The 23859-nt window shown below is 72.7% G+C and carries 22 protein-coding genes; 8 read left to right on the top strand and 14 right to left on the bottom strand.

Annotated features, from left to right (window positions below):
- Positions 1-14 precede the first annotated feature (14 nt).
- Positions 15-1271: a hemolysin family protein gene (locus tag ABD901_RS02830; RefSeq protein ID WP_345120775.1), complete on the top strand. Its 1257-nt coding sequence runs from the start codon at positions 15-17 to the stop codon at positions 1269-1271.
- 15 nt (positions 1272-1286) lie between these two features.
- On the opposite strand, the gene ABD901_RS02825 is transcribed toward ABD901_RS02830, so the two are convergent.
- From ABD901_RS02825 to ABD901_RS02810, 4 genes are read right to left on the bottom strand one after another with little or no spacing between them, the layout of a single operon-like run.
- Positions 1287-2075, bottom strand: coding sequence for a hypothetical protein (locus ABD901_RS02825; protein ID WP_345120773.1), 789 nt, complete (start codon positions 2073-2075; stop codon positions 1287-1289).
- Positions 2066-2572, bottom strand: coding sequence for a SigE family RNA polymerase sigma factor (locus ABD901_RS02820; RefSeq protein WP_345120771.1), 507 nt, complete (start codon positions 2570-2572; stop codon positions 2066-2068). The genes ABD901_RS02825 and ABD901_RS02820 overlap by 10 nt, the downstream gene beginning before the upstream one ends.
- A 57-nt stretch (positions 2573-2629) precedes the next feature.
- Positions 2630-3877, bottom strand: coding sequence for a phosphoribosylamine--glycine ligase (gene purD, locus ABD901_RS02815; protein ID WP_345120769.1), 1248 nt, complete (start codon positions 3875-3877; stop codon positions 2630-2632).
- A 9-nt stretch (positions 3878-3886) separates the two neighbouring features.
- Positions 3887-5173, bottom strand: coding sequence for an adenylosuccinate synthase (locus ABD901_RS02810; protein WP_345120767.1), 1287 nt, complete (start codon positions 5171-5173; stop codon positions 3887-3889).
- An 83-nt stretch (positions 5174-5256) separates the two neighbouring features.
- On the opposite strand from ABD901_RS02810, the gene ABD901_RS02805 reads away from it, so the two are divergent.
- Positions 5257-6132 carry a diacylglycerol kinase family protein gene (locus tag ABD901_RS02805; protein ID WP_345120765.1) on the top strand — a complete coding sequence of 292 codons (876 nt, stop codon included), beginning with the start codon at positions 5257-5259 and terminating at the stop codon, positions 6130-6132.
- A gap of 532 nt (positions 6133-6664) precedes the next feature.
- Positions 6665-8443, top strand: a complete 1779-nt coding sequence (locus ABD901_RS02800; RefSeq protein WP_380137521.1) for a MinD/ParA family ATP-binding protein — start codon at positions 6665-6667, stop codon at positions 8441-8443.
- 36 nt (positions 8444-8479) lie between these two features.
- Here the strand turns inward: ABD901_RS02800 and ABD901_RS02795 are convergent, their stop codons facing one another.
- Positions 8480-8893: a DUF3151 domain-containing protein gene (locus ABD901_RS02795; RefSeq protein WP_345120762.1), complete on the bottom strand. Its 414-nt coding sequence runs from the start codon at positions 8891-8893 to the stop codon at positions 8480-8482.
- 219 nt (positions 8894-9112) lie between these two features.
- On the opposite strand from ABD901_RS02795, the gene ABD901_RS02790 reads away from it, so the two are divergent.
- Positions 9113-10342 (top strand): LOG family protein, encoded by a 1230-nt coding sequence (locus tag ABD901_RS02790; RefSeq protein WP_345120760.1) that lies wholly within the window; start codon positions 9113-9115, stop codon positions 10340-10342.
- Between the two features lie 61 nt (positions 10343-10403).
- Here ABD901_RS02790 and fbaA read toward each other — a convergent pair whose 3' ends face one another.
- Entirely contained in the window at positions 10404-11429 is a 1026-nt protein-coding gene (gene fbaA, locus ABD901_RS02785; protein WP_345120758.1) for a class II fructose-bisphosphate aldolase, read from the bottom strand.
- Positions 11430-11708: 279 nt separating this feature from the next.
- Here fbaA and ABD901_RS02780 point away from each other — a divergent pair, with 279 nt between their 5' ends.
- Positions 11709-11921 (top strand): hypothetical protein, encoded by a 213-nt coding sequence (locus ABD901_RS02780; protein ID WP_345120756.1) that lies wholly within the window; start codon positions 11709-11711, stop codon positions 11919-11921.
- Between the two features lie 3 nt (positions 11922-11924).
- Here ABD901_RS02780 and ABD901_RS02775 read toward each other — a convergent pair whose 3' ends face one another.
- The 5 genes from ABD901_RS02775 to amrS form a co-directional block, all read right to left on the bottom strand.
- A complete protein-coding gene (locus ABD901_RS02775; RefSeq protein ID WP_345121150.1) occupies positions 11925-12920 on the bottom strand; it encodes an LCP family protein in 996 nt (331 codons plus the stop codon).
- Positions 12920-13429, bottom strand: a complete 510-nt coding sequence (locus ABD901_RS02770) for a SigE family RNA polymerase sigma factor (protein ID WP_345120754.1) — start codon at positions 13427-13429, stop codon at positions 12920-12922. The genes ABD901_RS02775 and ABD901_RS02770 overlap by 1 nt, the downstream gene beginning before the upstream one ends.
- An 89-nt stretch (positions 13430-13518) precedes the next feature.
- Positions 13519-14355 (bottom strand): phytanoyl-CoA dioxygenase family protein, encoded by an 837-nt coding sequence (locus tag ABD901_RS02765; RefSeq protein ID WP_345120752.1) that lies wholly within the window; start codon positions 14353-14355, stop codon positions 13519-13521.
- A gap of 214 nt (positions 14356-14569) precedes the next feature.
- Positions 14570-15337, bottom strand: a complete 768-nt coding sequence (amrB, locus tag ABD901_RS02760) for an AmmeMemoRadiSam system protein B (protein WP_345120750.1) — start codon at positions 15335-15337, stop codon at positions 14570-14572.
- A complete protein-coding gene (amrS, locus tag ABD901_RS02755) occupies positions 15334-16398 on the bottom strand; it encodes an AmmeMemoRadiSam system radical SAM enzyme (protein ID WP_345120748.1) in 1065 nt (354 codons plus the stop codon). The genes amrB and amrS overlap by 4 nt, the downstream gene beginning before the upstream one ends.
- Positions 16399-16462: 64 nt before the next feature.
- On the opposite strand from amrS, the gene ABD901_RS02750 reads away from it, so the two are divergent.
- Genes ABD901_RS02750 through ABD901_RS02740 form a run of 3 tightly spaced genes read left to right on the top strand, consistent with a single transcriptional unit; the run spans position 16463 to position 21070 of the window.
- Positions 16463-17812: a 3' terminal RNA ribose 2'-O-methyltransferase Hen1 gene (locus ABD901_RS02750; protein ID WP_345120746.1), complete on the top strand. Its 1350-nt coding sequence runs from the start codon at positions 16463-16465 to the stop codon at positions 17810-17812.
- On the top strand, positions 17809-20256 hold the full coding sequence (locus ABD901_RS02745) for a polynucleotide kinase-phosphatase (RefSeq protein ID WP_345120743.1): 2448 nt from the start codon (positions 17809-17811) through the stop codon (positions 20254-20256). Before ABD901_RS02750 ends, ABD901_RS02745 begins: the two co-directional genes overlap by 4 nt.
- 37 nt (positions 20257-20293) lie before the next feature.
- Positions 20294-21070, top strand: a complete 777-nt coding sequence (locus tag ABD901_RS02740) for a DedA family protein (protein ID WP_345120741.1) — start codon at positions 20294-20296, stop codon at positions 21068-21070.
- Here ABD901_RS02740 and ABD901_RS02735 read toward each other — a convergent pair.
- The 3 genes from ABD901_RS02735 to ABD901_RS02725 all read right to left on the bottom strand — a co-directional run bounded on the left by ABD901_RS02735 (position 21067) and on the right by ABD901_RS02725 (position 23829).
- Positions 21067-22704: a substrate-binding domain-containing protein gene (locus ABD901_RS02735; RefSeq protein WP_345120739.1), complete on the bottom strand. Its 1638-nt coding sequence runs from the start codon at positions 22702-22704 to the stop codon at positions 21067-21069. The two genes, ABD901_RS02740 and ABD901_RS02735, sit on opposite strands and share 4 nt — an antisense overlap.
- 82 nt (positions 22705-22786) lie before the next feature.
- Entirely contained in the window at positions 22787-23452 is a 666-nt protein-coding gene (locus tag ABD901_RS02730) for a class II aldolase/adducin family protein (protein WP_345121148.1), read from the bottom strand.
- Positions 23449-23829: an ArsR/SmtB family transcription factor gene (locus tag ABD901_RS02725; protein ID WP_345120737.1), complete on the bottom strand. Its 381-nt coding sequence runs from the start codon at positions 23827-23829 to the stop codon at positions 23449-23451. The genes ABD901_RS02730 and ABD901_RS02725 overlap by 4 nt, the downstream gene beginning before the upstream one ends.
- Between the last annotated feature and the right edge of the window lie 30 nt (positions 23830-23859).

Raw genomic sequence — 23859 nt, 5'->3', positions numbered from 1 at the left:
GCCTTGGTCGTCCGATGGACAGTCTGTGGTTCGAACTCGCCCTCGTCCTCGTCCTCACCCTGCTCAATGCGGCGTTCGCCGGCAGCGAGATGGCGCTCATCTCCCTGCGTGAGGGCCAGCTGCGCCGGCTCGAACGGCGCGACGGCGCCGGCCGCGCCCTGGCCGGCCTCGCCCGTGACCCGAACCGCTTCCTGTCCACCATCCAGATCGGCATCACGCTGGCCGGGTTTCTGGCCTCGGCCACCGCTGCGGTGTCGCTGAGCGAGCCGGTCGAGCCGCTGCTGGGCTTCCTCGGCGGCGCGGCCGGTCCGATCTCCGTCGTGGCGGTCACCCTCGCGCTCACCTTCGTCACCCTCGTGCTCGGCGAGCTCGCGCCCAAGCGGATCGCCATGCAGCGCGCGGAGGGCTGGGCCATGCTGGCCGCCCGCCCGATCCGGCTGCTGTCGATGCTGCTGCGCCCGGCCAACTGGGTGCTGTCGGCGGCGAGCGACCTCGTGGTCCGTGCGGCGGGCGCCGACCCGCACCGCCGGCAGGACGAGATCGGCCCGGACGAGCTGCGCGACCTCGTCGCCACCCAGCCCGCCTTCACCCGCCAGCAGCGCGAGATCATCTCCGGCGCCGTCGAGATCGCGGCGCGGACCGTGCGGGCTGTGCTGGTACCGAGGCCGATGGTTTTTGCTCTTCCCTCGAACGCGACCGTTGCGGAGGCAGCCGCCGCGCTCGCCGCGACCGGCCACGCCCGGGCGCCGGTCGTGGACAGCGGCGACCTCGACAGCGCGGCCGGCATCGTGCACTGGGCCGACCTCGTCACCGCGTCCGGCGGCACGGTCCGCGACGTGATGCGCCCCGCGCTGCTGCTGCCGGAGTCGCTGCCGCTGGCCGGCGCCCTGCAGCAGTTCAAGGCCGAACGCCAGGAGTTTGCGCTGGTCGTGGACGAGCGCGGGGCCGTCGACGGCATCGTCACGCTCGCCGACGTGGTCGAGGAGGTGTTCGGGTCGATGACCGGCCCGCCGGTGCGGCACAACGCCGACGGCAGCGTGCTGCTGCCGGGCACGTTCCCGGTGCACGACCTCGCGGACGTCCGCATCGGGCTGGAGCTCTCGCCGGACGCGCCGTTCACCACCGTCGCCGGGCTGGTGCTCGCCCGCCTCGGCCGGCTGCCCTCCGCGCCCGGCGACACGGTCGCGGTGCAGGACTGGCGCTTCACCGTCGCCCAGGTCCGCGGGCGCGCCATCACCGCGGTCACCGCGACCCGTGCGGGTGCGCGGTGACCGCTTGACGGGTCCTCAGAAGAGCGTCAGCGTCGTGTCCCGGGCGACGGCGAGCGCCTGCTCCTTGGTCACGCCCGGGTTCTTGCCGGTGGAGACGAAGACCTGGGTGCCGTCCGCGTGCGTGACCCGCACGCTGAGGCCGCCGAGGTCGGGGTAGTCGTGGAACTCCTCGTTGCCCGCATCCGCCGGGTCGCCGGGGTTCATCTCGACGTACATGACGCCGCCGTTGGTGCCGACCGCCAGCTGGGTCCTGTAGTAGTCCGCGGAGTACCAGTTGCGGCGGAAGTTCGGCGGCAGCGCGGTGCCGTCGAGGTTGGTCACCGTCATACCCGGCAGCTCGCGGCGCAGCACATCGTTCAGCGCGTTCTGCAGCCGCGGGACGAGGACCTCGCAGGGCTTGACGCCCGGGGTCTTCGGCGGCGGGCTCATCGTGCGCCCGGGGCCCGACGGGGCGGGGATCGTCGGCATCTGGCACGGCGGCAGCAGGTCCTCCGGGCCCGACACCCCGACGAACGGGCTGTTGCCGCCGATCACGTCCGGGGGCTGGCTGCGGACCCGGCCCGGCGTCGCGGCCGTCTGCGGCGCCGCGACCACGGCCGGTGGCGGCCCCTCACCGGATCTCGTGTCGTTGCCGTAACGCGGCACGGCGAGGGCGGCGACGACCAGCCCGGCGGCGATCGCGGCGCCGAGGGTCCGGTCGATGGTGCGGCTGCGACGCCGCTCGCGGGTGATGAGCTGGTCGACGTCGATGGTCGTCGGTGGCGGGTCTTCGGTCGCGGCCTGCATGGCCTGCATCAGGTCCACAGCGGTTCCTCCTTGCCGAGGTTCGCCCGCAGCGACTCCAACGCGCGGGCGGTCTGGCTCTTGACGGTGCCTTCGCTGCAGCCCATGGCCTCGGCGACCTCTTCTACGGAGAGGTCGCAGAAGTACCGCAGGACCAGCACGGCCCGGCGGCGGGGCGGCAGCGCACCCAGGAGGGAGAGCACGGACAGGCGCCGGTCGGTGTCGGACGCGCTCGTGGCGTCCGTTCCGGCCGGGTCCGGCAGCACGTCGGTGCTCGTCTCGCGGCGGTGCCACGGGCGCCGGCGCTCGTCGAGCCACGCGCGCAGGAGCATGCGGCGCACGTAGGCGCCGAGGTTCTCGAACTGCTGCGCCCGCTTCCAGTGGCGGTAGAGCTTGACCAGGACCGTCGAGGTCAGGTCGTCGGCCGTGTGCCAGTCGCCGCACAGCAGGAACGCCGTGCGGCGCAGGCGGTCGAGGTTGCCCGCGACATACTCGCGATAGGACTGCTCGTCCGTCATGCGCGCCCTCCCCGGTGGGTACATCGGGAAAACGGACGGCCGCGACGGCGGGGTTGCCTACGGCAGCGAGATATTTCCGTCGATGGCGGCGCGGGCGATGTCGGTGCGGAACTGCGCGCCCTCGAAGCCGATGCCGCGCACCAGCGCGTAGGCGGCGTCGCGGGCCTCGCCGAGCGTCGCGCCGAGCGCCGTGCAGGCCAGCACCCGGCCGCCGGCGGTGACGAGGGCGCCGTCCTCGCGGCGGGCGGTGCCGGCGTGCAGCACGCCCGGCACACCGTCGGCGCCGGCGATCACGTCGCCCTTGCGGGCCGACTCCGGATAGCCGGCGCTCGCCATGACCACGCAGACCGCGGCGCCGGAGCGCCAGGCGAGCGGCGGGTCCTCGGCGAGCCGGCCGACCGCGGCGGCGTGCAGGACGCCGGCCAGCGGGGTCTCGAGCCGGGCCAGCACGGCCTCGGTCTCCGGGTCGCCGAAGCGGCAGTTGAACTCGATGACCTTCGGGCCGTCGGCGGTGAGGGCGAGGCCGACGTACAGCACGCCGCCGAACGGGGCGTCCCGTCGGCGCATCTCGGCCAGCGTCGGCTGGACCACGCTCGCCATGACCTGCTCGACGAGGTCCGGCGGGGCCCAGGGCAGCGGCGAGTAGGCGCCCATGCCGCCGGTGTTCGGCCCGCGATCGCCGTCGAAGATGCGCTTGAAATCCTGTGCTGGCTGCAGCGGCACCGCGGAGACGCCGTCGGTCACCACGAACAGCGACACCTCGGGGCCGGCCAGGTACTCCTCGACCACGACCCGCCCGCAGGCGGCGCCGTGCACGAGCGCGGCGTCGCGGTCCTCGGTGACCACCACGCCCTTGCCGGCCGCGAGCCCGTCGTCCTTGACCACGTACGGCGGGCCGAACTCGTCCAGCGCCGCGGCGAGCTCCTCCGGCGTGGTGCACACGAACGAGCGCGCGGTCGGCACGCCGGCCGCGCGCATCACGTCCTTGGCGAACGCCTTCGAGCCCTCCAGCTGCGCCGCCGCCTGCGACGGGCCGAAGCACGGTATGCCCTTCGCCCGCACCGCGTCGGCGACACCGGCCACCAGCGGCGCCTCCGGCCCGACCACGACCAGGTCGGCGCCCTGCTCGACCGCGAGCGCGGCGACCGCCCCCGGGTCCAGGGCGTCGACGTCGGCGAGCGCGCCCAACGCTGCCATGCCCGGGTTGCCGGGCGCGCAGACGAGGGCGGTCACGGCCGGGTCGGCGGCCAGGGCGGCGGCGATCGCGTGCTCGCGGGCGCCGGTACCGATGAGAAGAACGCGCACTGGAGCAGCCTAGATCAGGGCGTGCCGGACCACGTTTTCATCCCGGCCCGGTCCCACTCCCACGATGGACACGCGGGTGCCGGCGAGCTCCTCGATCCGCTCGATGTAGCGCTGCGCGTTGGCCGGCAGCTCGTCGAACGAGCGGGCCTGTGAGATGTCCTCCCACCAGCCCGGCAGCTCCTCGTACACCGGCGTGGCGTGGTGGAACTCCGTCTGCGTCATCGGCATGTCGTCGGTGCGCTTGCCGTCGACCTCGTAGGCGACGCAGATCGGCACCTTCTCCAGGCCGGAGAGCACGTCGAGCTTGGTCACCACCAGGTCGGTGATGCCGTTGAGCCGGGTGGCGTACTTGGCGACGACCGCGTCGTACCAACCGGTGCGCCGCTCGCGCCCGGTCGTCGTGCCGTACTCCCGGCCGATCTTGCGCAGGTGCACGCCGTTCTCGTCGAACAGCTCGGTCGGGAACGGCCCCGAGCCGACCCGCGTGGTGTAGGCCTTGGTCACGCCGATGACCTGCGTGATCGCGGTCGGCGGGATGCCGGCGCCGACGCAGGCACCGCCCGCGGTCGGGTTGGAGGACGTCACGAACGGGTAGGTGCCGTGGTCCATGTCGAGCATCGTGGCCTGGGCGCCCTCGAGCAGCACCGTGCGGCCCTGCTCCAGGCCCTTCCACAGCTCCTGGCGGGTGTCGGTGATGTACGGCCGGATGCGCTCGGCGTAGGTGAGGTACTCCTCCACCACCGCGTCGACGTCGATCTCCTTGCGGTTGTACACCTTGAACAACACCTGGTTGCGCTCGCGCAGCACGATCTCGAGCTTCTTGCGCAGGATGCCCGGGTCGAGCAGGTCCTGCACGCGGATGCCCATGCGCGCGACCTTGTCGCCATAGGCCGGCCCGATGCCGCGCCCGGTCGTGCCGATGCGCGACGAGCCGAGGTAGCGCTCGACCACCCGGTCCAGCGCCCGGTGGTGCGGCATGATGAGGTGCGCGTCACTCGATATCATCAGGCGGGACACATCGACGCCCCGCTCGGCCAGACCGTCGATCTCGGTCAGCAGCACCTTGGGGTCGACGACGACGCCATTGCCGATCACGATCGCCGCGTTGGGCCACAGAGCCCCGGACGGCATGAGATGCAGTGCGAACTTCTGCCCGTCCGGCGTCACCACGGTGTGACCCGCGTTATTGCCGCCGGAGTAGCGCACGACGTAGTCGACGTCGCCGCCAATCATGTCGGTAACCTTGCCCTTGCCCTCGTCGCCCCACTGTGCGCCGATGAGCACGATCGCTGGCATGTCTGCTCGCCCTCCAAGGTCGGGCGACCCGCGTTCGCCCAGGGTGCCAGGCTAACAACCTTCGGAAAGGCAGGCTGACGACGGTGGTCGACATCGTGCTGCTCACGCTCGGCGAGGACTCGCAATGCGGCTGCGACGGCGGCGCGTGCGGCACGCGCACCCCCATTCTCGCCTGCCGCGACGCATTGCGCACCTCAAGTGCCGATGTCCGGACCGTCGTCGCCCACGACGACAAGGAGATCGACGAGGCACTGCGCGCGCTGCCCGAGTCCCGCGTGATCGTCGCGACGGCCGCCGACGCCCAGCTGCGGGCCGTGATGCGCCGGCTGGTGCGGATGTACGCCCCGGCGGCGAGCAAGCGCCCCGACGACCTCGCCGGCGACCGCACCATCCCCGACCTGCCCCCCATCGGCATCCTGCCGCTCGGCCCCGACGCGACCGACCTCGCCACCCGGCTGGGCCTGCCGCGCGTGCCCGCCGAGGTCGCCGCGGCCGTGCTGGGCGGCAAGGTCCGCCGCCTCGACCTGCTGCGCAACGACGGCGGCTCGGTCACGCTGGACGGCGCCCTGCTCGGCGGCGTGGACGCGGCCGGCACCACCGCCACCTACCTGGCCCGCGTCGAGGTCGACGACGCCGTCCTCGCCGACGGCACCGAGCCGGTCCTCATGTCGGTGGTGGCGAACGCCTCGCGGTACGCCACCGTGGACGGCCTGCCGCTGGTGACCAACCCCGCGATGGACGACGGCGTGCTGGACGTGGCCGTGGCGCTCCCGGTCGCCTCGCGTGGCCTCTTCCGCCGCCCGCGGGTGGAGATCCAGGTCCGCCGCGCACACGGCCGCGCCGTGGCCATCTCCCCGCGGGCCGAGGTCCCCTTCGTCGACGACGGCGTGGAGGGCACCCTGACCCACAAGCGATCCTGGTGGATGGAACGCGCCGCCTGGGCCGTCTACGTGCCATAGGGCCCTCGGAACACCGGCTCGCCGCGGCTGGCCTCGTCGCTTACGGTGGTAGGGCACCGCGGGGAGGGAATCCAGCGTGAACGACATGGTCTGGCCGCCGGACGAGAACGTCGACCGCCGGGGTGATCGCCCGGCAGCGCCCGGCGACGGCCCCGATCAGCATGTCGGTTCGCCGTGGTCGCAGCCGCCGGGCAGCGTGGAGCCACCGACGCCGCCGACGGCATGGCCGCCCGTGCCCGCCGACCCTTCGGGGCCACAGCACGGCCGCCCGGTCCCGCACGCCCCGGCGGGCGGCGAGCCGGTGCCCGGCCCGGCCGGCGTCCCGGTCCAAGGCGCGGGCGCGATCCCGGTTTCGGGCGGTGGCGGCATTCCGGTCCAGGGCGGGATCCCGATCGGCGGCCCTTATGGCGAGCCTCCCGCGGTGCCGTCCCCGCGCACTCCGGTCTCGGGACCGCCTTCCTTCGGCGCGCCACTCCCCGGAGCTCCTTCGTCCGCCCCGCCGCTGCCTGGCGCGCCTTACTCCGGACCGCCGATGCCTGGGGCGCCGGCTTCGGGACCGCCGAGCCCCTTCTCCGCGCCGCCGGCTTCGGGACCGCCCAGCCCTTTCTCGGCGCCGCCGGCGTCCGGACCGCCGAGCCCGTTCGCCGGGCCGCCCGTTTCGGGACCGCCCGGGCCGATCTCGGGACCGCCGAGTCCGTTCTCCGCGCCGCCGGCCTCTGGGCTACCTGGGCCGGATCCGCTTTCGCCGTTGCATGAGGACTCGGTACACGGGCCTACGCCGGTGCCGCCGCTGCCCACCCTGCCGGCGCCCGGTTCTCCTGTGCCGCCGGTTCCCGGGCCGCCGCCTGGCCCTATGCACGGCCCCGTCCCAGGTCCGCCGATGCCCGGCGCCCCCATGTCTGGTGCGCCGGCGCCCGTGATGCCGTTCCAGCCATCCGGACCGAATGCCGGACAAATGCCGTTTTATCCGTCCGGTGGACCTATGCCGCCAGTAGGGCCGCCACCTGACGCGCCACAAATGGGACCGCCTCCAGGAGCGCCGCCAGTGGGGCCGCCGCCGGGTGCGCCGATCGTCGGGCCGCCGCCGATGGGGCCGCCGCCTGGTGCACCGCCTGTGGGGCCGCCTCCTGGGATGCCTCCGATGCCGCCGCCGGGGCAGGTGCCGTTCCCGGCTGACGCTGGGCAGCCTCCGCAGCCGGGGTACATGCCGCCGCCCGGACAACCGGGGTATCCGGGGCAACCTGGGCAGCCGCCCTATGGGCCGCCGGTGGGGTACACGCCGGATGGGCTGCCCGTGTACCCGGCCAATGGGCAAGGTGCGCCGGGGGTTGTCATTCCGCCGCTGCCGCCGATGCCGCAGGACCACTGGCACGACGGGGTCACGCCGACCGCCGAGGAGTTCGCGCGGCGGCGGCAGGCCAAGCCGGTCGATCCCGTCGCCTCCCGTGGCGTGCGCGGGGCGCTGTCCAAGTCGACCATGGGGCTCGTCGCGCTGCCGCCGGGGCGGCGGGAGATGGAGTTCCGGCAGGAAGTCGAGATGGTCCGCCGGAACTTCGGCGGGCTGCGGCAGGTCACCGTCGTCAACCCCAAGGGTGGGGCCGGCAAGACCGTCGCCGTGCTGCTGCTGGCGATGACCTTCGGGCAGAAGCGCGGCGGGTACGTGCTGGCCTGGGACAACAACGAGACCCAGGGCACGCTCGGCATGCGGGCGCAGCAGGACTTCCACACGCGCACCGTGCGCGACCTGCTGCACGACCTGGAGAACTTCCAAGGGGCGCAGGGGCGGGTCGGCGACCTGTCGCAGTACGTGCGGGCGCAGGGCGAAGGCATGTTCGACGTGCTCGCGTCGGACGAGTCGGCGACCGCCGGCGAGATGCTGACCGCGGACGCGTTCGGGGAGATCCGCGACGTCGTCAGCCGGTTCTACAAGCTGATCGTGGTCGACACGGGCAACAACGTGCGCGCCGAGAACTGGCAGGCCGCGATCGACGCGACCGACCAGCTCGTCGTCACGATGTCGGCGCGCAACGACTCGGCGGAGACCGCCTCGCGCATGCTCGACCATCTCGAGCAGCACGGGCGGCAGCGGCTGGTGCGCCAGGCCGTGACCGTCGTGTCGATGCCGCCCAGCCGGCGGCACGTGGACGTACCGGCGATCACCCGGCACTTCGCCGCCCGCACGCGAACCGTGCTGATCGTGCCCTACGAGCGGTTCATCGACTCGGGCGAGCCGATCCGCTACCCGGGGCTGTCCGCCGCGAGCCGCGACGCCTGGCTCAAGGTCGCCGCGGCCGTGTCCGAAGGGCTGTAGCGGCTGGGCCGCGCCGGCTCAGCCCTCGATACAGCGCTAGCCGAGGGCCTTGGTGGCGGCCGGGTCGCTGTCGTTGAGGAAGGTGGCGCAGCGCTCGGCCTCGTCGGACTCGCCGATCGCCGCGGCCGCGGTCCCGAGCGCGTGCAGCGCCCGCAGGAAGCCCTGGTTGGGCTCGTGCGCCCACGGGATCGGGCCGGCGCCGCGCCAGCCGCTGCGGCGCAGCTGGTCGAGGCCGCGGTGGTAGCCGGTGCGGGCGTACGCGTAGGCGGTGACCGGCTCGCCGTCGGCCAGCGCGAGCTCGGCGAGGCGGGCCCAGGCGGCGCTGTACGCCGGGAACGCCGCGGCGACGGCCTTGACCGCCTCCTCGGTGTCGGCCTTGGCCAGCAGCTCGGCGGCGTGCGGGTCGGCGGGCAGCTGGGTGGGCGCGGGCTCGGGCAGCAGGTTCGGCATGCCGCAATTACACCAGAGTGGAATATTGCCGCAGAGTCGAATATGCCCCGAACACGGCCTGACTGAACGGTTGAGCCCGCGTCCCGCGCACGGGGGTTATGCGCGACCAGCAGGCGTACTACAAATGAAAGTCCGGAGCCTCCCCAGGACCCGGTTAGCGATGGCTCGGTCCTCCGGATCGGGCCATCGCCCTTTGTGGGGGTTTGGCAGGATGACCCCGTGCCAACACCCCCACCTCCGGACGTCGTAGCGCTGCACGACCACTCGCCGGACGAGATCGAGTCCGCCGAGGAACTGCGCTTCCACCTCAGTCAGGGCACCCTCGCCGGCAAGATCGTGCAGGGCCTCGACCTCACCGCCGTGGACCTGTCGGTGATCGACGTCGCCGACTCGCTCTTCATCGGCTGCCACTTCGCGACGCTGGAGCACGTCGTCGACCTGATGCTGCGGCGCGCGGTCGTGGTGCCCGAGTTCGCCGGGATCCCCTACCCGACGCATCCTTCGCAGCTGTACAGCCCGGAGGACCTCGCCGCCGGCTTCGCCTCCGACGGGTTCGAGGGCATGTTCGACACGGTCGTGTACCGGCACTTCCGGGCCACGGGCGGCGCCACGCCGGAGATCCGCGAGGCGGTCGCGCAGCGCATGCACGACTCCGGGATCGACAACGCCCTGGCCAACGTGACCGCGGGCTGGATCGCCGCGCGCGGGCCGGCCGCGGCCGTCGGCATCATGGGCGGGCACGCGGCGAAGCGGGGCGCGGTGGAGTACCGCAAGGCCGCCGAGCTCGCCTGGCGCCTGTCCCGCGCCGACCGCCTGGTCGTGACCGGCGGCGGGCCGGGCGTGATGGAGGCGGCCAACCTCGGCGCCTTCCTGGCCGAGCACCCGATCGAGACGCTGCGCGAGGCGATCGACGCCCTCGCCGCCGCACCCGACTTCCACGACCACGACCCCTACACGTCGGTGGCGCTCGCCGTGCGCGACCGGTACGGCCGCCCGGTGCCGCCGGCGCCGGACTCGGCGGTGCTCGCCGACCACCCCGAGCAGCCGGAGGTCGACCCGGTCACGTGGGCCAGGCGCGGCGGCCTGGCCATCCCGACCTGGCTCTACGGCCACGAGCCGGCCAACCTGTTCGCGGCGAAGATCGCGAAGTACTTCTCCAACGCCATCCGCGAGGACACCATCCTGCGCCTGTCCCGCGGCGGCATCGTGTTCGCGCCCGGTATGGCCGGCACGGTCCAGGAGGTGTTCCAGGCGGCGACCAAGACGTTCTACGCCACCGACGGCGTCAGCGGCCCGTTCGTCTTCCTCGACGTCGAGCACTGGACCGAGCGGCTGCCGGTCCGCGGCCTGCTGGAGCCGCTCTTCGCCGCCTCGCCGGTCGGCGACCTGCGTGACCTCGTGCACCTCACCGACGACGTCGCGGAGGCGGCCGAGATCCTGACCGCGTAAGCCCGCCCGAACAGCACAACGGCCCGGCGGGATGCCGGGCCGTTGTGGATGTTCGGAACAGTTACTTGGCCAGCGTGGTGCCCGTCGAGCGAAGGTGCTCGCAGGCCTCGACCACGCGGCCGGCGAGGCCGGCCTCGGCGGCCTTGCCCCAGGCGCGCGGGTCGTACGCCTTCTTGTTGCCGACCTCGCCGTCGACCTTCAGCACGCCGTCGTAGTTGCTGAACATGTGGGCGGCGACCGGGCGCGTGAACGCGTACTGCGTGTCGGTGTCGATGTTCATCTTCACCACGCCGTAGTCGAGCGCCTCGCGGATCTCGGAGAGCAGCGAGCCCGAGCCGCCGTGGAAGACCAGCGACAGCGGCTTGTCCTTGCCGTACTTGGCGCCGACCGCGTCCTGGATCTGCTTGAGGATCTCGGGGCGGAGCTTGACGTTGCCCGGCTTGTACACACCGTGGACGTTGCCGAAGGTCAGGGCGGCCATGTAGCGGCCCTTCTCGCCGAGGCCGAGCGCCTCGACCATCGCCAGGCCGTCCTCGACGGTGGTGTACAGCTTCTCGTCGATCGCGCCGACGACGCCGTCCTCCTCGCCGCCCACGACACCGACCTCGATCTCCAGGACCACCTTGGCCGCGGCGGTCGCCGCCAGCAGGTCCTCGGCGATCTGCAGGTTCTCGCCCAGCGGCACCGCCGAGCCGTCCCACATGTGCGACTGGAACAGCGGCTCCTCGCCCTTGGCGACGCGCTCGGCCGAGATGGCCAGCAGCGGGCGGACGAACTTGTCGAGCTTGTCCTTCGGGCAGTGGTCGGTGTGCAGCGCGATGTTGACCGAGTACTTCTTCGCGACCTCGTGCGCGAAGGCGGCCAGCGCGACCGAGCCCGTGATCATGTCCTTGACGGTCGGGCCGGAGAGGTACTCCGCGCCGCCCGTCGAGACCTGGATGATGCCGTCGCTCTCGGCCTCGGCGAAACCGCGGATCGCCGCGTTGAGCGTCTGCGACGACGAGACGTTGATCGCCGGGTAGGCGAACGCGCCGGCCTTGGCGCGGTCGAGCATCTCGGCGTAGACATCGGACGAGGCGATGGGCATGACGGCGCTCCTTGACTATTGGATCGTGCGGTTTTTTTTGGAGCCGACAGTCGCGGACTCCACGCGGACCGCGCTGTCCCTGATACGGATTATCTCGCAGCGGCGTGTGTCCCTCGACGGCGGGTGACCTGCGTGTGCCCGGGAGGACTGCGGGGCTGGAATTGCCGCGGCGCGGAGGCGAACTGCCCGGAACAGTCGTACGGTTGAACACGGCCCGATCGGAGCCCGTACCGCGAAGAAGACCCACGGGAGACCACGAGCGAACAGGGAGCCCTCGCGATGACCCAGCCAGACGAGGAACTGCTGACCCTCGACGACCGCCTCGACCCCGACGTCCGCGACCCGGAGGCCTCGCCGGAGGACGCGGCCGAGCAGGCGCAGCCGGCGAACCCGCTGGATCGTCCGCACGCACCCCACGCCCGGCCCTGGGAGGCCACCGAGTACGACGCGATCGAGCAGGACCGCGAGGTCGACCTCGACGACGAGTACTAACCCTCAGACCTCGTACTGGGGGTGCGCGGCCAGCCACTCCCCGACCCTGCCGGTTTGCAGGGCGGCGTAGAGCCCGTCGCCCGGCGGTACGCCGGTCGGCAGCCTGATCGCCGTCACCCGCTGCGGGTCGACGGCGCGCAGTGCGTGGGCGAGGCCCGTGAGCGACCCGAGCGCGCCCGCGCCCAGGTGCAGCTCGAGCCCCTGCCCGGCCGCGGTGAGCAGCGCCGGCAGCCGGGCCGGATCGGACGCCGCGGCGGCGAGGGCGGCCAGGTAGGCGCGCACGGCCCGCTGGTCGCCGCTGCCGGCGGCGATGCGCAGGTAGTCGACGGCCTCGCGGGAGTCGAAATGGTGGCAGCCGGGCTCGTAGACCACGGGCGCGCGGCCGGGGCCGGGCTCGCCGAGGTTGCCGTTGTCGTCGTAGGCGAGGTGGCGCGACTGGACACGCCGCTCGACGCAGAGGTCGAGGCCGCCGGCCGCGTCGGTGATCGACTCCATCGCGGCGAGGTCGACGACCGCGCCGCCGTCGAGACGCACCCCGGCCAGCCGGCTGATCGCCTCGGCGGCGGGCTTGTAACCCCCGACGAGGTAGGCGCCGTCGGCTCGCTGCGGGCCCAGGCCCGGCAGGTCGAGCGGGAAGTCGGGCGGCACGACGATCGCATAGGCGGCGCGCGCGCCCGGGTCGATGTGCACAAGCACCAGGCTGTCGGCGCGCACCTGCGCGGGCGGCTCGTCGCCGGCCCGGTCGATGCCGACCAGAAGCAGGTGTATCGGTGCGCTCGAGGTGGCGGCCTGCGGGCGCGTGCCGTCCGGGCGGGCCGCTACCGGCACGGCGAGCAGCGCGACCGCGACGATCACGCCGGTGAACAGGCCCGTCCAGGCCCAGCGGCGGCGGGCCCGCCGGCGCCGGGCGCCGGTGAGGATCGCGGCGTGCAGCCCGGGCGGAGCGATCGGGACGAGGTTCTCGTGCCGGGCAAAGGTGTCGCGCAGCAGTTGGTCCATCACGGCGCCGCGCCCTTCGTCAGGGCCGGCCCTACCTGCGCCCGCAGGGTGGCCAGGGCGCGGGAGATCCAGGAGCGGACGGTGCCGACCGGGCGCCCGAGGACCTCGGCGATCTCGCCGTCGGTGAGGCCCTCGTAGTAGCGCAGCACCAGCGCGGCGCGCTGCTGGCGGGGCAGCCGGCCCAGCCAGACCCACACCTGGTCGCGTTCGGCCAGCCCGTCGGCGTGGTCACCGACCGCGCGCGGCTCCATGGTGGCCTCGAGGTCCACGCCGCGCAGCACGACCCGGCGCAGCCAGGAGCCGCGGTGCAGGTCGAAGTAGACATTGGTGAGCATGCGCTTGACGTAGCGCTCGGGCATGTCGGCGGCGGCGATCTGGCGCCACTTGAGCTGCGCCCGGATCATCGTCTCCTGGACGAGGTCCTGCGCCGTGTGCGGATCGCCGGCGAGCATGACCGCGTAGCGCAGCAGCGCCTGCAGCCGCGCCTCGACGAACTCCTCGAACGTCAATCGACCCCCAAAACCGAACCCGCCCGGCCCTGACCCTTAGACGGGTCGGAACCGGGCGGGCATTGCAGAGATCAGGGGATAGCGGTGAATCAGGGGATCAGGGGCGGGTAGCTCGGGTCGAGCAGGCCGCGGTCGCGCAGGGCGACGTAGAGCGGGGTCGACTCGGGGTAGTGGCCCCAGTGGTGGTCACCGTCGCCGACGCCGATGCCGCCGAGCAGTTGCTGCTGGACCTGGTTGAGCTTCGGCCACCACGGCTTGGACGGCAAGGCCGCCACCTCGTCGCGGATGGCGATCCAGCGGTACGTGTACCCGAGGAAGACGCAGCGGCGGGTGATCTCGGAGTAGTTGTCCGAGCGGGCGTGCCAGATGCGGCGGTCGAAGAAGACCACGTCGCCGGCCTCCACCTTGACCTGCTTCGCGCCGTCCGGCGCCGGCCACGGCACGTCGCGCTTCGGCGGACCGGGCAGCCAGTTGGTCTTGTGGCTGCCGGGGATGAGCGTCAGGTTGCCCCGGCCCTCCTCCGACACGTCGGAAAGCCAGTAGGCGAGCTTGACCGACAGCCGCGGGCGCGGGTCCGTCTCGATCTCGCGGTTCTGGCGGCCGCCGTCCTGGTGCCAGTGCCACCAGTCGGGCTTCGCCGCCGGGATCGTCGGGTGCACGTCGAGGTGCGAGTGGTAGATGTGCACGTTCCAGCCGAGCATCGACCAGACGAACGGGAGGGTCGCCGGGTGGTCGATCAGGTCGGCCAGCTCCGGGCAGCTGGTGACGGCGCTGAGCAGGTGCAGCGAGCCGTCCGCGGCCTTCGGGTGCGTGGCGTGCGCGACGTCGAGCACCGACGCGTAGTGGCGCACCTCGTCCGGGCTGAGAACACCCTTGAGCACAAGGTAACCGTCCGTGTCGAACTGCTCGCGCTGCTCGTCCGTCATCGGCACCCACCCGGTGCCAGTTGCCGCCCCGGCAGTCGTCGTCGCAGACATGCCCCGTCTCCAGTTCCGGCGCCTACCGCAGGCGCCTCCTTGGGACAGACGTATTTGGGATGCCTCGACAGAGGTCGTCCTTTCAGCCTTTATCTCATAGCCGAACGGTGTGCAACCGAATCGACGTTCATGACGTCGGTGTGACGCTAACGACTACTCAGCGTCACACCGCGAGGGAGACGGCGGCGTATCCGACCACCCGGTCGGCGGGCCCGCCCTCGTCCGCCGAGGTCGCCAGGTGCAGCAGGCGGGCGGTCGGGCGCAGGTTGCTCGCCCACTCGAGCAGCCCGCGCAGCGGGTATCGCCCGCAGGCGTCGCGCTCGCCGATCCGGTCCGGCTCGAGCCGCACGATCGCGTCGGCGGTAACCGCGTCGGCCCGCTGCGCCTGCTCCTGTGTCAGATAGTGCGAAAGATCGGTGCTGCACAGCACGAGCGAGCCGGGCACCGCGACGACCGACAGCAGCGCCGCGACGGCGTCGGCGCCGGCCACCCCGACGCACACCGGCAGCACCCGGGAGAAGCCGAGGACCTGCAGAAACGGGAGTTGTACCTCGAGTGAGTGCTCGAGCGCGTGCGGCGTGTCGTCGGCGACGGCCAGGCCGCCCGCCACCAGGTCCCGCGCGCCCTCGACGTCGATCTCGACCTCGCCGAGCGGCGTCGACCAGCGCGCGACCGTCGGCACCGCCGCGCCGCGCAGCGGCACCCGGTGCGCGGGGCCGAGGATCACCACCCGCTCGACCTCGCGGCCGGCCAGCCGGGAGTAGACGTGCGCGGCCGTCGGGCCCGACCACTGGTACCCCGCATGCGGAACGATGTATGCGAATGCGCCGTCGGCCTCCCGCGGTACCGAATCCAGCAGCATTTGCACGGATCGGCGCAGCTCGCCCGGGTCCGCCGGGTAGAAGCTGCCCGCCACCGCGGGTGGCCTCACGCAATGGTCACCGGCAGCCGCCGCCTTCCCCAGGCCCCGGCCGGGCCGTCGTAGACGCCCGGGATCGCATGGCCGCACGACTCGCAGCGGCCGTCGTCGGTGATCGCATACGACACCAGGTCGTACCAGTCGCGCACGACCGCCGCCGCGCCGCAGCCCGGGCAGGTGGTGGTCTGGCCGCCGGGGTCGTGCACGTTGCCGGTGTAGACGAAGCGCAGGCCGGCGTCGAGCGCGATCCGCCGCGCACGACTCAGCGTCGCCGGCGGGGTGGGCGGCACGTCGCGCATCTTGAAGTCGGGGTGGAACGCCGAGAAGTGCAGCGGCACGTCGGGGCCGAGGTGCTCCATCAGCCAGTCGCACTGCCGGCGCAGCTCGTCGTCGCCGTCGTTGTGTCCGGGGATCAACAGCGTGGTGACCTCGAACCAGACGTCGGTGCCGCGCAGGTACGAAAGCGTGTCCAGCACCTTGTCGAGCTTGGCGAACGTGATCTTCTGGTAGAACTGCTCGCTGAACGCCTTGAGGTCGATGTTGGCCGCGTCGATGTGCCGGTAGAACTCCTCGCGGGGCGCGGGGTTCATGTAGCCGGCGGAGACCGCGACCGCCTTGATGCCGCGCGCTCGGCAGGCGTCGGCGATGTCCATGGCGTACTCCATGAAGATCACCGGGTCGTTGTAGGTGAACGCGATCGAGCGACACCCCATTCGCTCGGCCGCGACGGCGAGCTGCTCCGGGCTCGCGGACGCGCCCAGCGTGTCGATCTCGCGGCTCTTGGAGATGTCCCAGTTCTGGCAGAACCGGCAGCCGAGGTTGCACCCGGCGGTGCCGAAGGACAGCACGGGCGTGCCGGGCAGAAAGTGGTTGAGCGGCTTCTTCTCGATCGGGTCGACGCAAAAGCCCGACGAGCGCCCGTAGGTGGTCAGCACGATCTCATCGCCCTCGCGCTGCCGGACGAAGCAGAAACCGCGCTGCCCCTCGTGGAGCCGGCAGTTGCGGGGGCACACGTCGCACTGCACCCGCCCGTCCTCGAGCCGGTGCCAGTGTGCGGTCGCCACCACCGCCATACCGTCGAGCCTAGTCCGCCATAATTCGGTCGGCCGTTGCATTTTTCGCCGCCATGCTTACCGGGTGCTGCTGACCGTCACGACCACGCACCGTCCCGCAACCGACCTCGGGTACCTGCTGGTGAAGCATCCGGATCGCATGCAGACGTTCGAGGTCTCCTCCGGCCGGGCGCACGTGTTCTATCCGGAGGCCACCGAGGAGCGCTGCACCGCCGCGCTGCTGCTGGAGGTCGAACCGGCGCGCCTTCGGGGCCGTGGCGGCGACGAGACGTTCACGCTGCACCAGCACGTCAACGACCGGCCGTACGCGGCCTCGAGCCTGCTCGCCGCGGCGCTGGGCCGGGTCTGGCGCACGGCCATGCGCGGCGACTCGCGCGACCGGCCCGACCTCGCCGCGACCGCGATCCCGCTGGAGCTGCGCATCCCGGCGCTGCGGGCCAAGGGCGGCGCGGAAGAGCTGTTCGCGCCGCTGGGCTGGACCGTGGAGGCGACACCGATCCCGCTGGACGCCGAGCGGCCGGAGTGGGGCCCCAGCCGGTACGTCGACCTGCGCCTCACCGGCACCGTACGGCTCGCCGACGCGCTGAACCAGGTGTACGTGCTGCTGCCGGTCCTCGACGACGCCAAGCACTACTGGGTCTCCCCGGACGAGGTGGAGAAGCTGCTGCGCGCCGGCACCGGCTGGCTCGCGGGGCACCCGCACAAGGCGCTCATCGCCAAGCGCTACCTCGCGCACCGTTCGGCGCTCACCTCGGCCGCGCTCGCCCGCCTGTCGGATTTCTCGGAGATGTCGGGCATTTCGGAGCGGAAGCCCGAGTCCCTCAACCTCCACCGCCGGGCCGCAGTGCTGGAGGCGCTGCAGAGGTCGGGGGCGAGCCGCGTGCTCGACCTGGGCTGCGGGACCGGCGCGCTCCTGGGCGAGCTGGCCCGCGACCGGCGGTACACCGAAATCGTCGGCTGCGACGTCAGCTCCGCCGCCCTCGAGATGGCCGCCCGCCGCCTGCACCTCGACCGGCTGCCCGAGCGCCAGCGCGCCCGCATCCGCCTGCTGCAGAGCGCGCTGACCTATCGCGACGACCGGCTCAAGGGCTACGACGCCGCCGTCCTCATGGAGGTCGTCGAGCACGTCGACCCGCCGCGGCTGCCCGCACTCGCGGCGAGCGTGTTCGGCCACGCGGCGCCCGCGACCGTGGTGGTGACGACGCCGAACGTCGAGTACAACGCCCTGTACCCGGGCCTGCCCCACGGCGGCATGCGCCACGCCGACCATCGCTTCGAGTGGGACCGCGCGCAGTTCGCCGCCTGGTGCGACGACGTCGCGGCCCGCTACGGCTACACGGTCACCCGCTCCGGCATCGGCACCGAGGACCCGGCCGCCGGCTCCCCCACCCAGATGGCGGTGTTTCGCAAGTGAAGCTCCCCGAGCTCTGCCTCGTGACCCTCGTCGGCGTGACCGGCTCGGGCAAGTCGACGTTCGCCCGCCGCCACTTCGCGCCGTCGCAGGTGCTGTCCTCCGACGCGTTCCGGGCCATGGTCGCCGACGACGAGAACGACCAGTCGGCCTCCGCCGACGCGTTCGACGCGCTGCACTACGTGGCCGGCAAGCGGCTGCGGGCCGGCCGGCTCACCGTCGTGGACGCCACCAACGTGCAGCGGCACGCCCGGGAGGCGCTGGTCGCTGTTGCCCGCGAGCACGACGTGCTGCCGGTCGCCATCGTGCTCGACGTGCCGGAGGCGGAGTGCTGGGCGCGCACCCAGACCCGCCCGGACCGCGACTTCGGCCGGCCCGTGGTCGCCCGGCAGCACCGCGACCTGCGCCGCTCGCTGCGCGGCCTCGCCCGCGAGGGCTTCCGGCAGGTGCACGTGCTGAGCGGCACGGACGAGATCGCCGCGGCGTCGATCTCCTACGAGCCGCTGTACAACAACCGCCGCGACCTCACCGGCCCGTTCGACATCATCGGCGACGTGCACGGCTGCCTGGCCGAGCTCGAGACCCTCCTCGTACGACTCGGCTATCCGGCGGGCGGCGCCGCACATCCGCAGGGCCGGACCGCGGTCTTCGTCGGCGACCTCGTGGATCGCGGGCCGGACTCGCCGGGCGTGCTGCGCCTGGTCATGAGCATGGTCGCCGCCGGCAGCGCCCTGTGCGTCTCCGGCAACCACGAGGCGAAGCTGCTCCGCAAGCTGCGTGGCGCCAACGTCTCGCTCTCGCACGGCCTGGCCGAGACGATGGCGCAGTTGGGCGATGACCCGGACGTTTCGGCCGATGTCGCGAAGTTCCTGGACAGCCTCATCAGCCACTACGTGCTCGACGAGGGAAGGCTGGTCGTCGCGCACGCCGGGCTCAAGGAGGCCTACCACGGCCGGGCCTCGGGCCGGGTGCGCTCGTTCGCGCTGTACGGCGACACCACCGGCGAGACCGACGAGTACGGGCTGCCGGTGCGCTACCCGTGGGCGACCGAGTACCGCGGCCGGGCCATGGTCGTCTACGGCCACACGCCGACCACCGACCCCGAGTGGATCAACAACACCATCTGCATCGACACCGGGTGCGTCTTCGGCGGCTCGCTGACGGCGCTGCGGTACCCGGAGCGGGAGCTCGTCTCCGTGCCCGCCGAGCGCGAGTACTACGCGCCGGTCCGGCCGCTCGCCCCCGCCGGCGGCGCCACGAGCGACGACGAGGCCATGGACATCGCCGACGTCATCGGCCGGCGCAGCCTGGAGACGCCGGCCGGTCGGGTCACCGTCGCGGCCGAGAACGCCGCCGCGGCCCTGGAGGTCATGAGCCGGTTCGCGGTCGACCCGGCGTGGCTGGTGTGGCTCCCGCCCACGATGGCGCCCGCGTCGACCTCTGCCCAGGAGGGGTACCTCGAGCATCCGGTCGAGGCGCTCGCCGACTACGCCCGGGCCGGCGTGCCCCGGGTCGTGTGCGAGGAGAAGCACATGGGCTCGCGGGCGGTGTTCCACGTGCGCCGCGACGGCGCGGGTGTGGTGTACACGCGGACCGGCCGCCCCTTCTTCGCCAACTCCGCGCCGCTGCTCGAGCGGGTCGTCGCGGCGATCGGCCGGGCCGGCCTGTGGGACGAGCTCGCCACCGACCGGCTGCTGCTCGACGCCGAGGTGCTGCCCTGGTCGGCGAAGGCCGAGCCGCTGATCCGCGACCAGTACGCGAGCGTGGCCGCCGCGGCCGGCGCCGCCCTGCCCGCGGCCCGCGCCGCGCTGGACGCCGCCGCCGCGCGCGGTATCGACGTCGGCGACCTGGCCGAGCGCTTCACCGCGCGGGAGTCGGCGATCGGCGCGTTCGCGGCGGTGTACCGGCGGTACTGCTGGCCGACCGACGGCCTGGCGGGCCTGCGGGTGGCGCCCTTCCACGTGCTGGCCACCGCGGGCGCGAACCACGCCCGCCGCGGCCACGAGTGGCACCTGGCGCTGGTGGACCGCCTGGTGGCGGCCGACCCGGACCTCTTCGCGCCGACCCGCCGGCTCGTCGTCGACCCGGCCGACCCGGACGGCGTCGCGGCGGCGACGCGATGGTGGCTGGAGCTGACCGGCGGTGGCGGCGAGGGCATGGTCGTCAAGCCCGCCGAGGACGCGGGTCCGCGGGTGCAGCCGGCGATCAAGTGCCGCGGGCGGGAGTACCTGCGGATCATCTACGGTCCGGACTACACCGAGCCGGCGCGCCTCGCCGCGCTGCGCGAGCGCCGGCTCGGCCGCAAGCGCGGGCTGGCCCTTCGCGAGCACGGCCTGGGCCTGGCCGCGCTCGACCTGCTGGCGGCCGGCGCGCCCGCGTGGCGCGTACACCAGCACGTCTTCGCGATCTTGGCCTGCGAATCGGAGCCGGTTGACCCTAGGTTGTAAGGAGACTCTCAGAAACCCTCACGTACCCTGGTGACCCGTGGAAGAAAAGACGCGCGCCGTGGGCGACCTGCTCGCCCTCAACCCTCTCGATGCGAAGGGGCTGCTGAGCACGTTCGGCGTGATCGGCGTCTGGCTGATCATGTTCGTCGAGACGGGGCTGCTCGTCGGCTTCTTCTTCCCGGGCGACTCGCTGCTGTTCCTGGCCGGCGTCGCCTCGTCGCCGGCCGCCAGCGAGCTGCTCGACACGAAGATGAGCCTGCCGCTGCTGCTCATCGGCGCTCCGATCTGCGCGATCGCCGGCGCCCAGCTCGGGCACTTCCTGGGCGCCCGCTACGGGCGGCGGATGTTCGACCGGCCCAACTCGCGGATCTTCAAGAAGGAGTACGTCGAGAAGGCCGAGCACTACTTCGCGAAGTTCGGCCCGGCCAAGGCCGTGGTGCTCGCCCGGTTCATCCCGGTGGTGCGCACCTTCCTCAACCCGGTCGCCGGCGTCGTCGGCATGCCGGCCCGGCAGTTCTTCCTGTGGAACGTCGTCGGCGGCATCCTGTGGACCGACGGCATCATCCTCGCCGGCTGGGCGCTGGCCAAGCAGATCAGCGACCTGATCCCGCCGGAGAAGATCGACACGTACCTGCTGCCGGCCGTGCTCCTGATCGTGCTGATCTCGGCGCTGCCGATCTTCATCGAGATCTTCCGCGGCTGGCGTGAGCGCCGCCGTGGTGGCGCCGCCCACGATCCGGCCAACGCCCCGACGGAGATCATCCCGGCCGTCCCGCCGGCGGACCGCCGCGGCAGCCACCGGGTGCGCGACTAGCTCGAACGGATCAGGGCCTGGAGGAAGATGTTGCCGATCTGCTCCGGGTCCTGAACCACGAAGGCCCGCCCGCCCGTCGTCGCCGCGATCGCGTCGAGCTCCTCCTTGTGCACGTCGGGGCCGATGCCGAGCAGCACCACGCGGACCGGGCGGGTCGGGTCGGTGGCCCGCTCCAGCTCCAGCTGCAGCGTCTCCAGGCTCATCCCGGACTTGGAGTTCGACCCGTCGGTGAAGACCACGACGGTGTTCGAGCGCCCCTCCTTGTAGCCCTCCTTGAGCGACTGGTACGCCGCGAGCACCGTGTCGTAGAGCCCGCAGACGTCGGTCGGCGCGGCCTTCGCGGCCGCCACGGCCGACGTCAGCCGCGCCCGCTGGCCCTTGTTGAGCTGGGACACCGGGACGACCTGCTGATAGTCCTTGCCGCCCGGCAGCCCCGAGGCGTACGCCCACAGCCCCAGCTCGCTGTCGTCGGTGAACAGCCCGAGGCCGTCGGTGGCCGTCTTGCGCAGCACCTCCAGGCGGGCCGGGCCGCCCTTGACGATCGGGCGGTTCATCGACGAGGTGACGTCGACCAGCGTCAGGACCCGCGACGGGGCGGTCGTCGCGTTCCAGTAGCCGAGGACGTCGGTGATCTTCCGTTCGTCGCTCAGCGGCCTGACCTGGGACTCGCCCTGCGACACCCCGTGCCCGGTCGGGAACGTCGCGCCGGTGGAGCCGTCGGCGCCGCGGAAGCCGCGCCGGGCGAACGCGCCGCGGTCGGCGTTGGCGAGCGTCGCGCGCAGCATCTCGGCGGCGGCGAGGCTGGCCGGCGGCTGGCCCGCGACCACGGCGAACGGGTAGTCCAGCGTCACCGCCGGGTCCAACGGGAGCGCGACGAGGTCGCCCGCCGGGGCCGCGAGCACCTGCTGCTCGCTGGTGATCACCGCCTGGCCGCCGGCGGCATTCTTCAGCAGGGTGGGCTGGTCCGCTGCCAGGGCGATGCTGCGGTACGCCCGGACCATGTCGACGAGCTTCTTCGGGTCGGTGACGATGCTGTCGTACAGCAGCCCGGCCCCCGCCAGCCCGGCCGTGCTGCGCCGCGGGTCGACCGAGCCGATTTGCAGCTGCTTCGCCGAGACCTTGCCGAGCAGGGTGCCGACCTGTGCGGCGCCGACGGTATGGGACCCCAGCGCGGTGGCGACCGGCTCGCTCGCGGCGAACACGACGGGGCTGACGGCGACCGAGGTGACCTGCGCGTCGAAGGCCTCCCGGTCCACGCCCTGCACGCGGGTGAGCCACGCGCTCGAGTCCGGGATCCACACGGTCGGCACGTCGCCGGGCGCCGGTGAGGGCGCGGCCGAGGCGCCCGGCACGACGCCGCCGCCGGCGCGGGCGGCGAGCAGGCCGGCGACGTCGGCCGAGTCGGCCGCCTTGACCTGCACCTGGACGCAGTCGCCGCCGACCTCGGGCTTGCCGGCGGCGAACCGGTCGGCGACCTCGCGGACGGCGGGCTCGATCTCGGGCGCGGCCGCGACGAGCAGCCGCACGCCGCCCGAGCACGAACCGCCGGCGCCGTTCACCACGCGCACGGTCACCAGCGCGACGGCGACGAGGGCCACCGCGACCGCGACGACAATGACGGGCGTGCGCAGCAAGCCGCTCCGCTGCCGTTCCTGCACCGTTCACGCCCCCTTGGCCTGGCCTTCAACAGGAGGACGAGTGTAAGCGGAGGATTTTTCAGGCCGTGGCGCCGGGCGTCAGCCAGTCGGTCGGGAGGGGTTCCACGGGGCGGCCGAGGAGCAGCATGCGGTACGTCAGCCTGGCGGCCTCTTCGAGATAGAAGGCGCGCTTGTGCGCGAGCTCGACGGAGTCGGCCACGACGGAGCAGCCGTGCCGGGACAGCACGACGCAGTTGGTGCCGTCGGCGCACGCTTCGGCGGCCAGGGCACCCACCTCGGTGCGGCCCGGCGGCACGAACGGCGTGGTGACCACGCTGCGCAGATAGAAGGCGTGGTCGGTGGTGACCAGCCGGATGGGCTCGCCGATCGCATCGAGCAGGAGGACCGTCTGCGGGTGCAGGTGCACCACTGCGTTGACGTCTGGGCGGGCCCGATACGTGGCGAGGTGGAGCGCGAACTCCGACGACGGCGCGGCCTTGGCATTGCTGTCAAGTGCCGCGCCGTCGGTGATTCGGATCCGAACGAATGAACCGCGGTCGAGCCGGTCGAGCCAAGTCCCGGCCGCGGTTACCCAGCATTCGTCGGCGCCTGGCGCCCGGGCGGACAGGTTGCCGCCTGAGCCCACGACTAGTCCGGCCTGCACGACCGCCAGCCCGGCGTGGGCAAGCTGGTCGCGGAGGTCGCCGTCCGGGTAGTGCTGCGAAGCCCTACCCGGCGCGGTCAGCGAGGAGCCTTCTTCGTCGCGCGCTTGCGCGGCGGGGTCAGCAGGTCGGCGATGGTGCCGATGGCGGAGGGCACGAGGCGGTAGAACGCCCACACACCCCGCTTCTCGCGCTCCAGCAGACCGGCCTCGGTCAGGATTCGCAGGTGGTGGCTCACCGTGGGCTGCGAGAGCCCGAGCGGGGCCGTCAGGTCACAAACACACGCCTCGCCGTCGGGAGCCGACTGGATCAGGCTCAGCAGCCGGAGTCGGGCCGGGTCGGCGAGCGCCTTCAGCACGCTCGCGAGACGCTCGGCGTCAGCGCGGTCAATCGGCTCGCCGGCAAGCGGCGAGGTCTGGGGCAGGGTCATCTCAGCCAGCGCAGTTCCCACGTTTTCCATCCTTCCACCAACACCATCGACCCGCCTGCA

The sequence above is a fragment of the Dactylosporangium darangshiense genome (assembly GCF_039537565.1).
GTDB lineage: Bacteria > Actinomycetota > Actinomycetes > Mycobacteriales > Micromonosporaceae > Dactylosporangium > Dactylosporangium darangshiense.
This window is presented reverse-complemented; position numbering and strand designations above follow the sequence as displayed.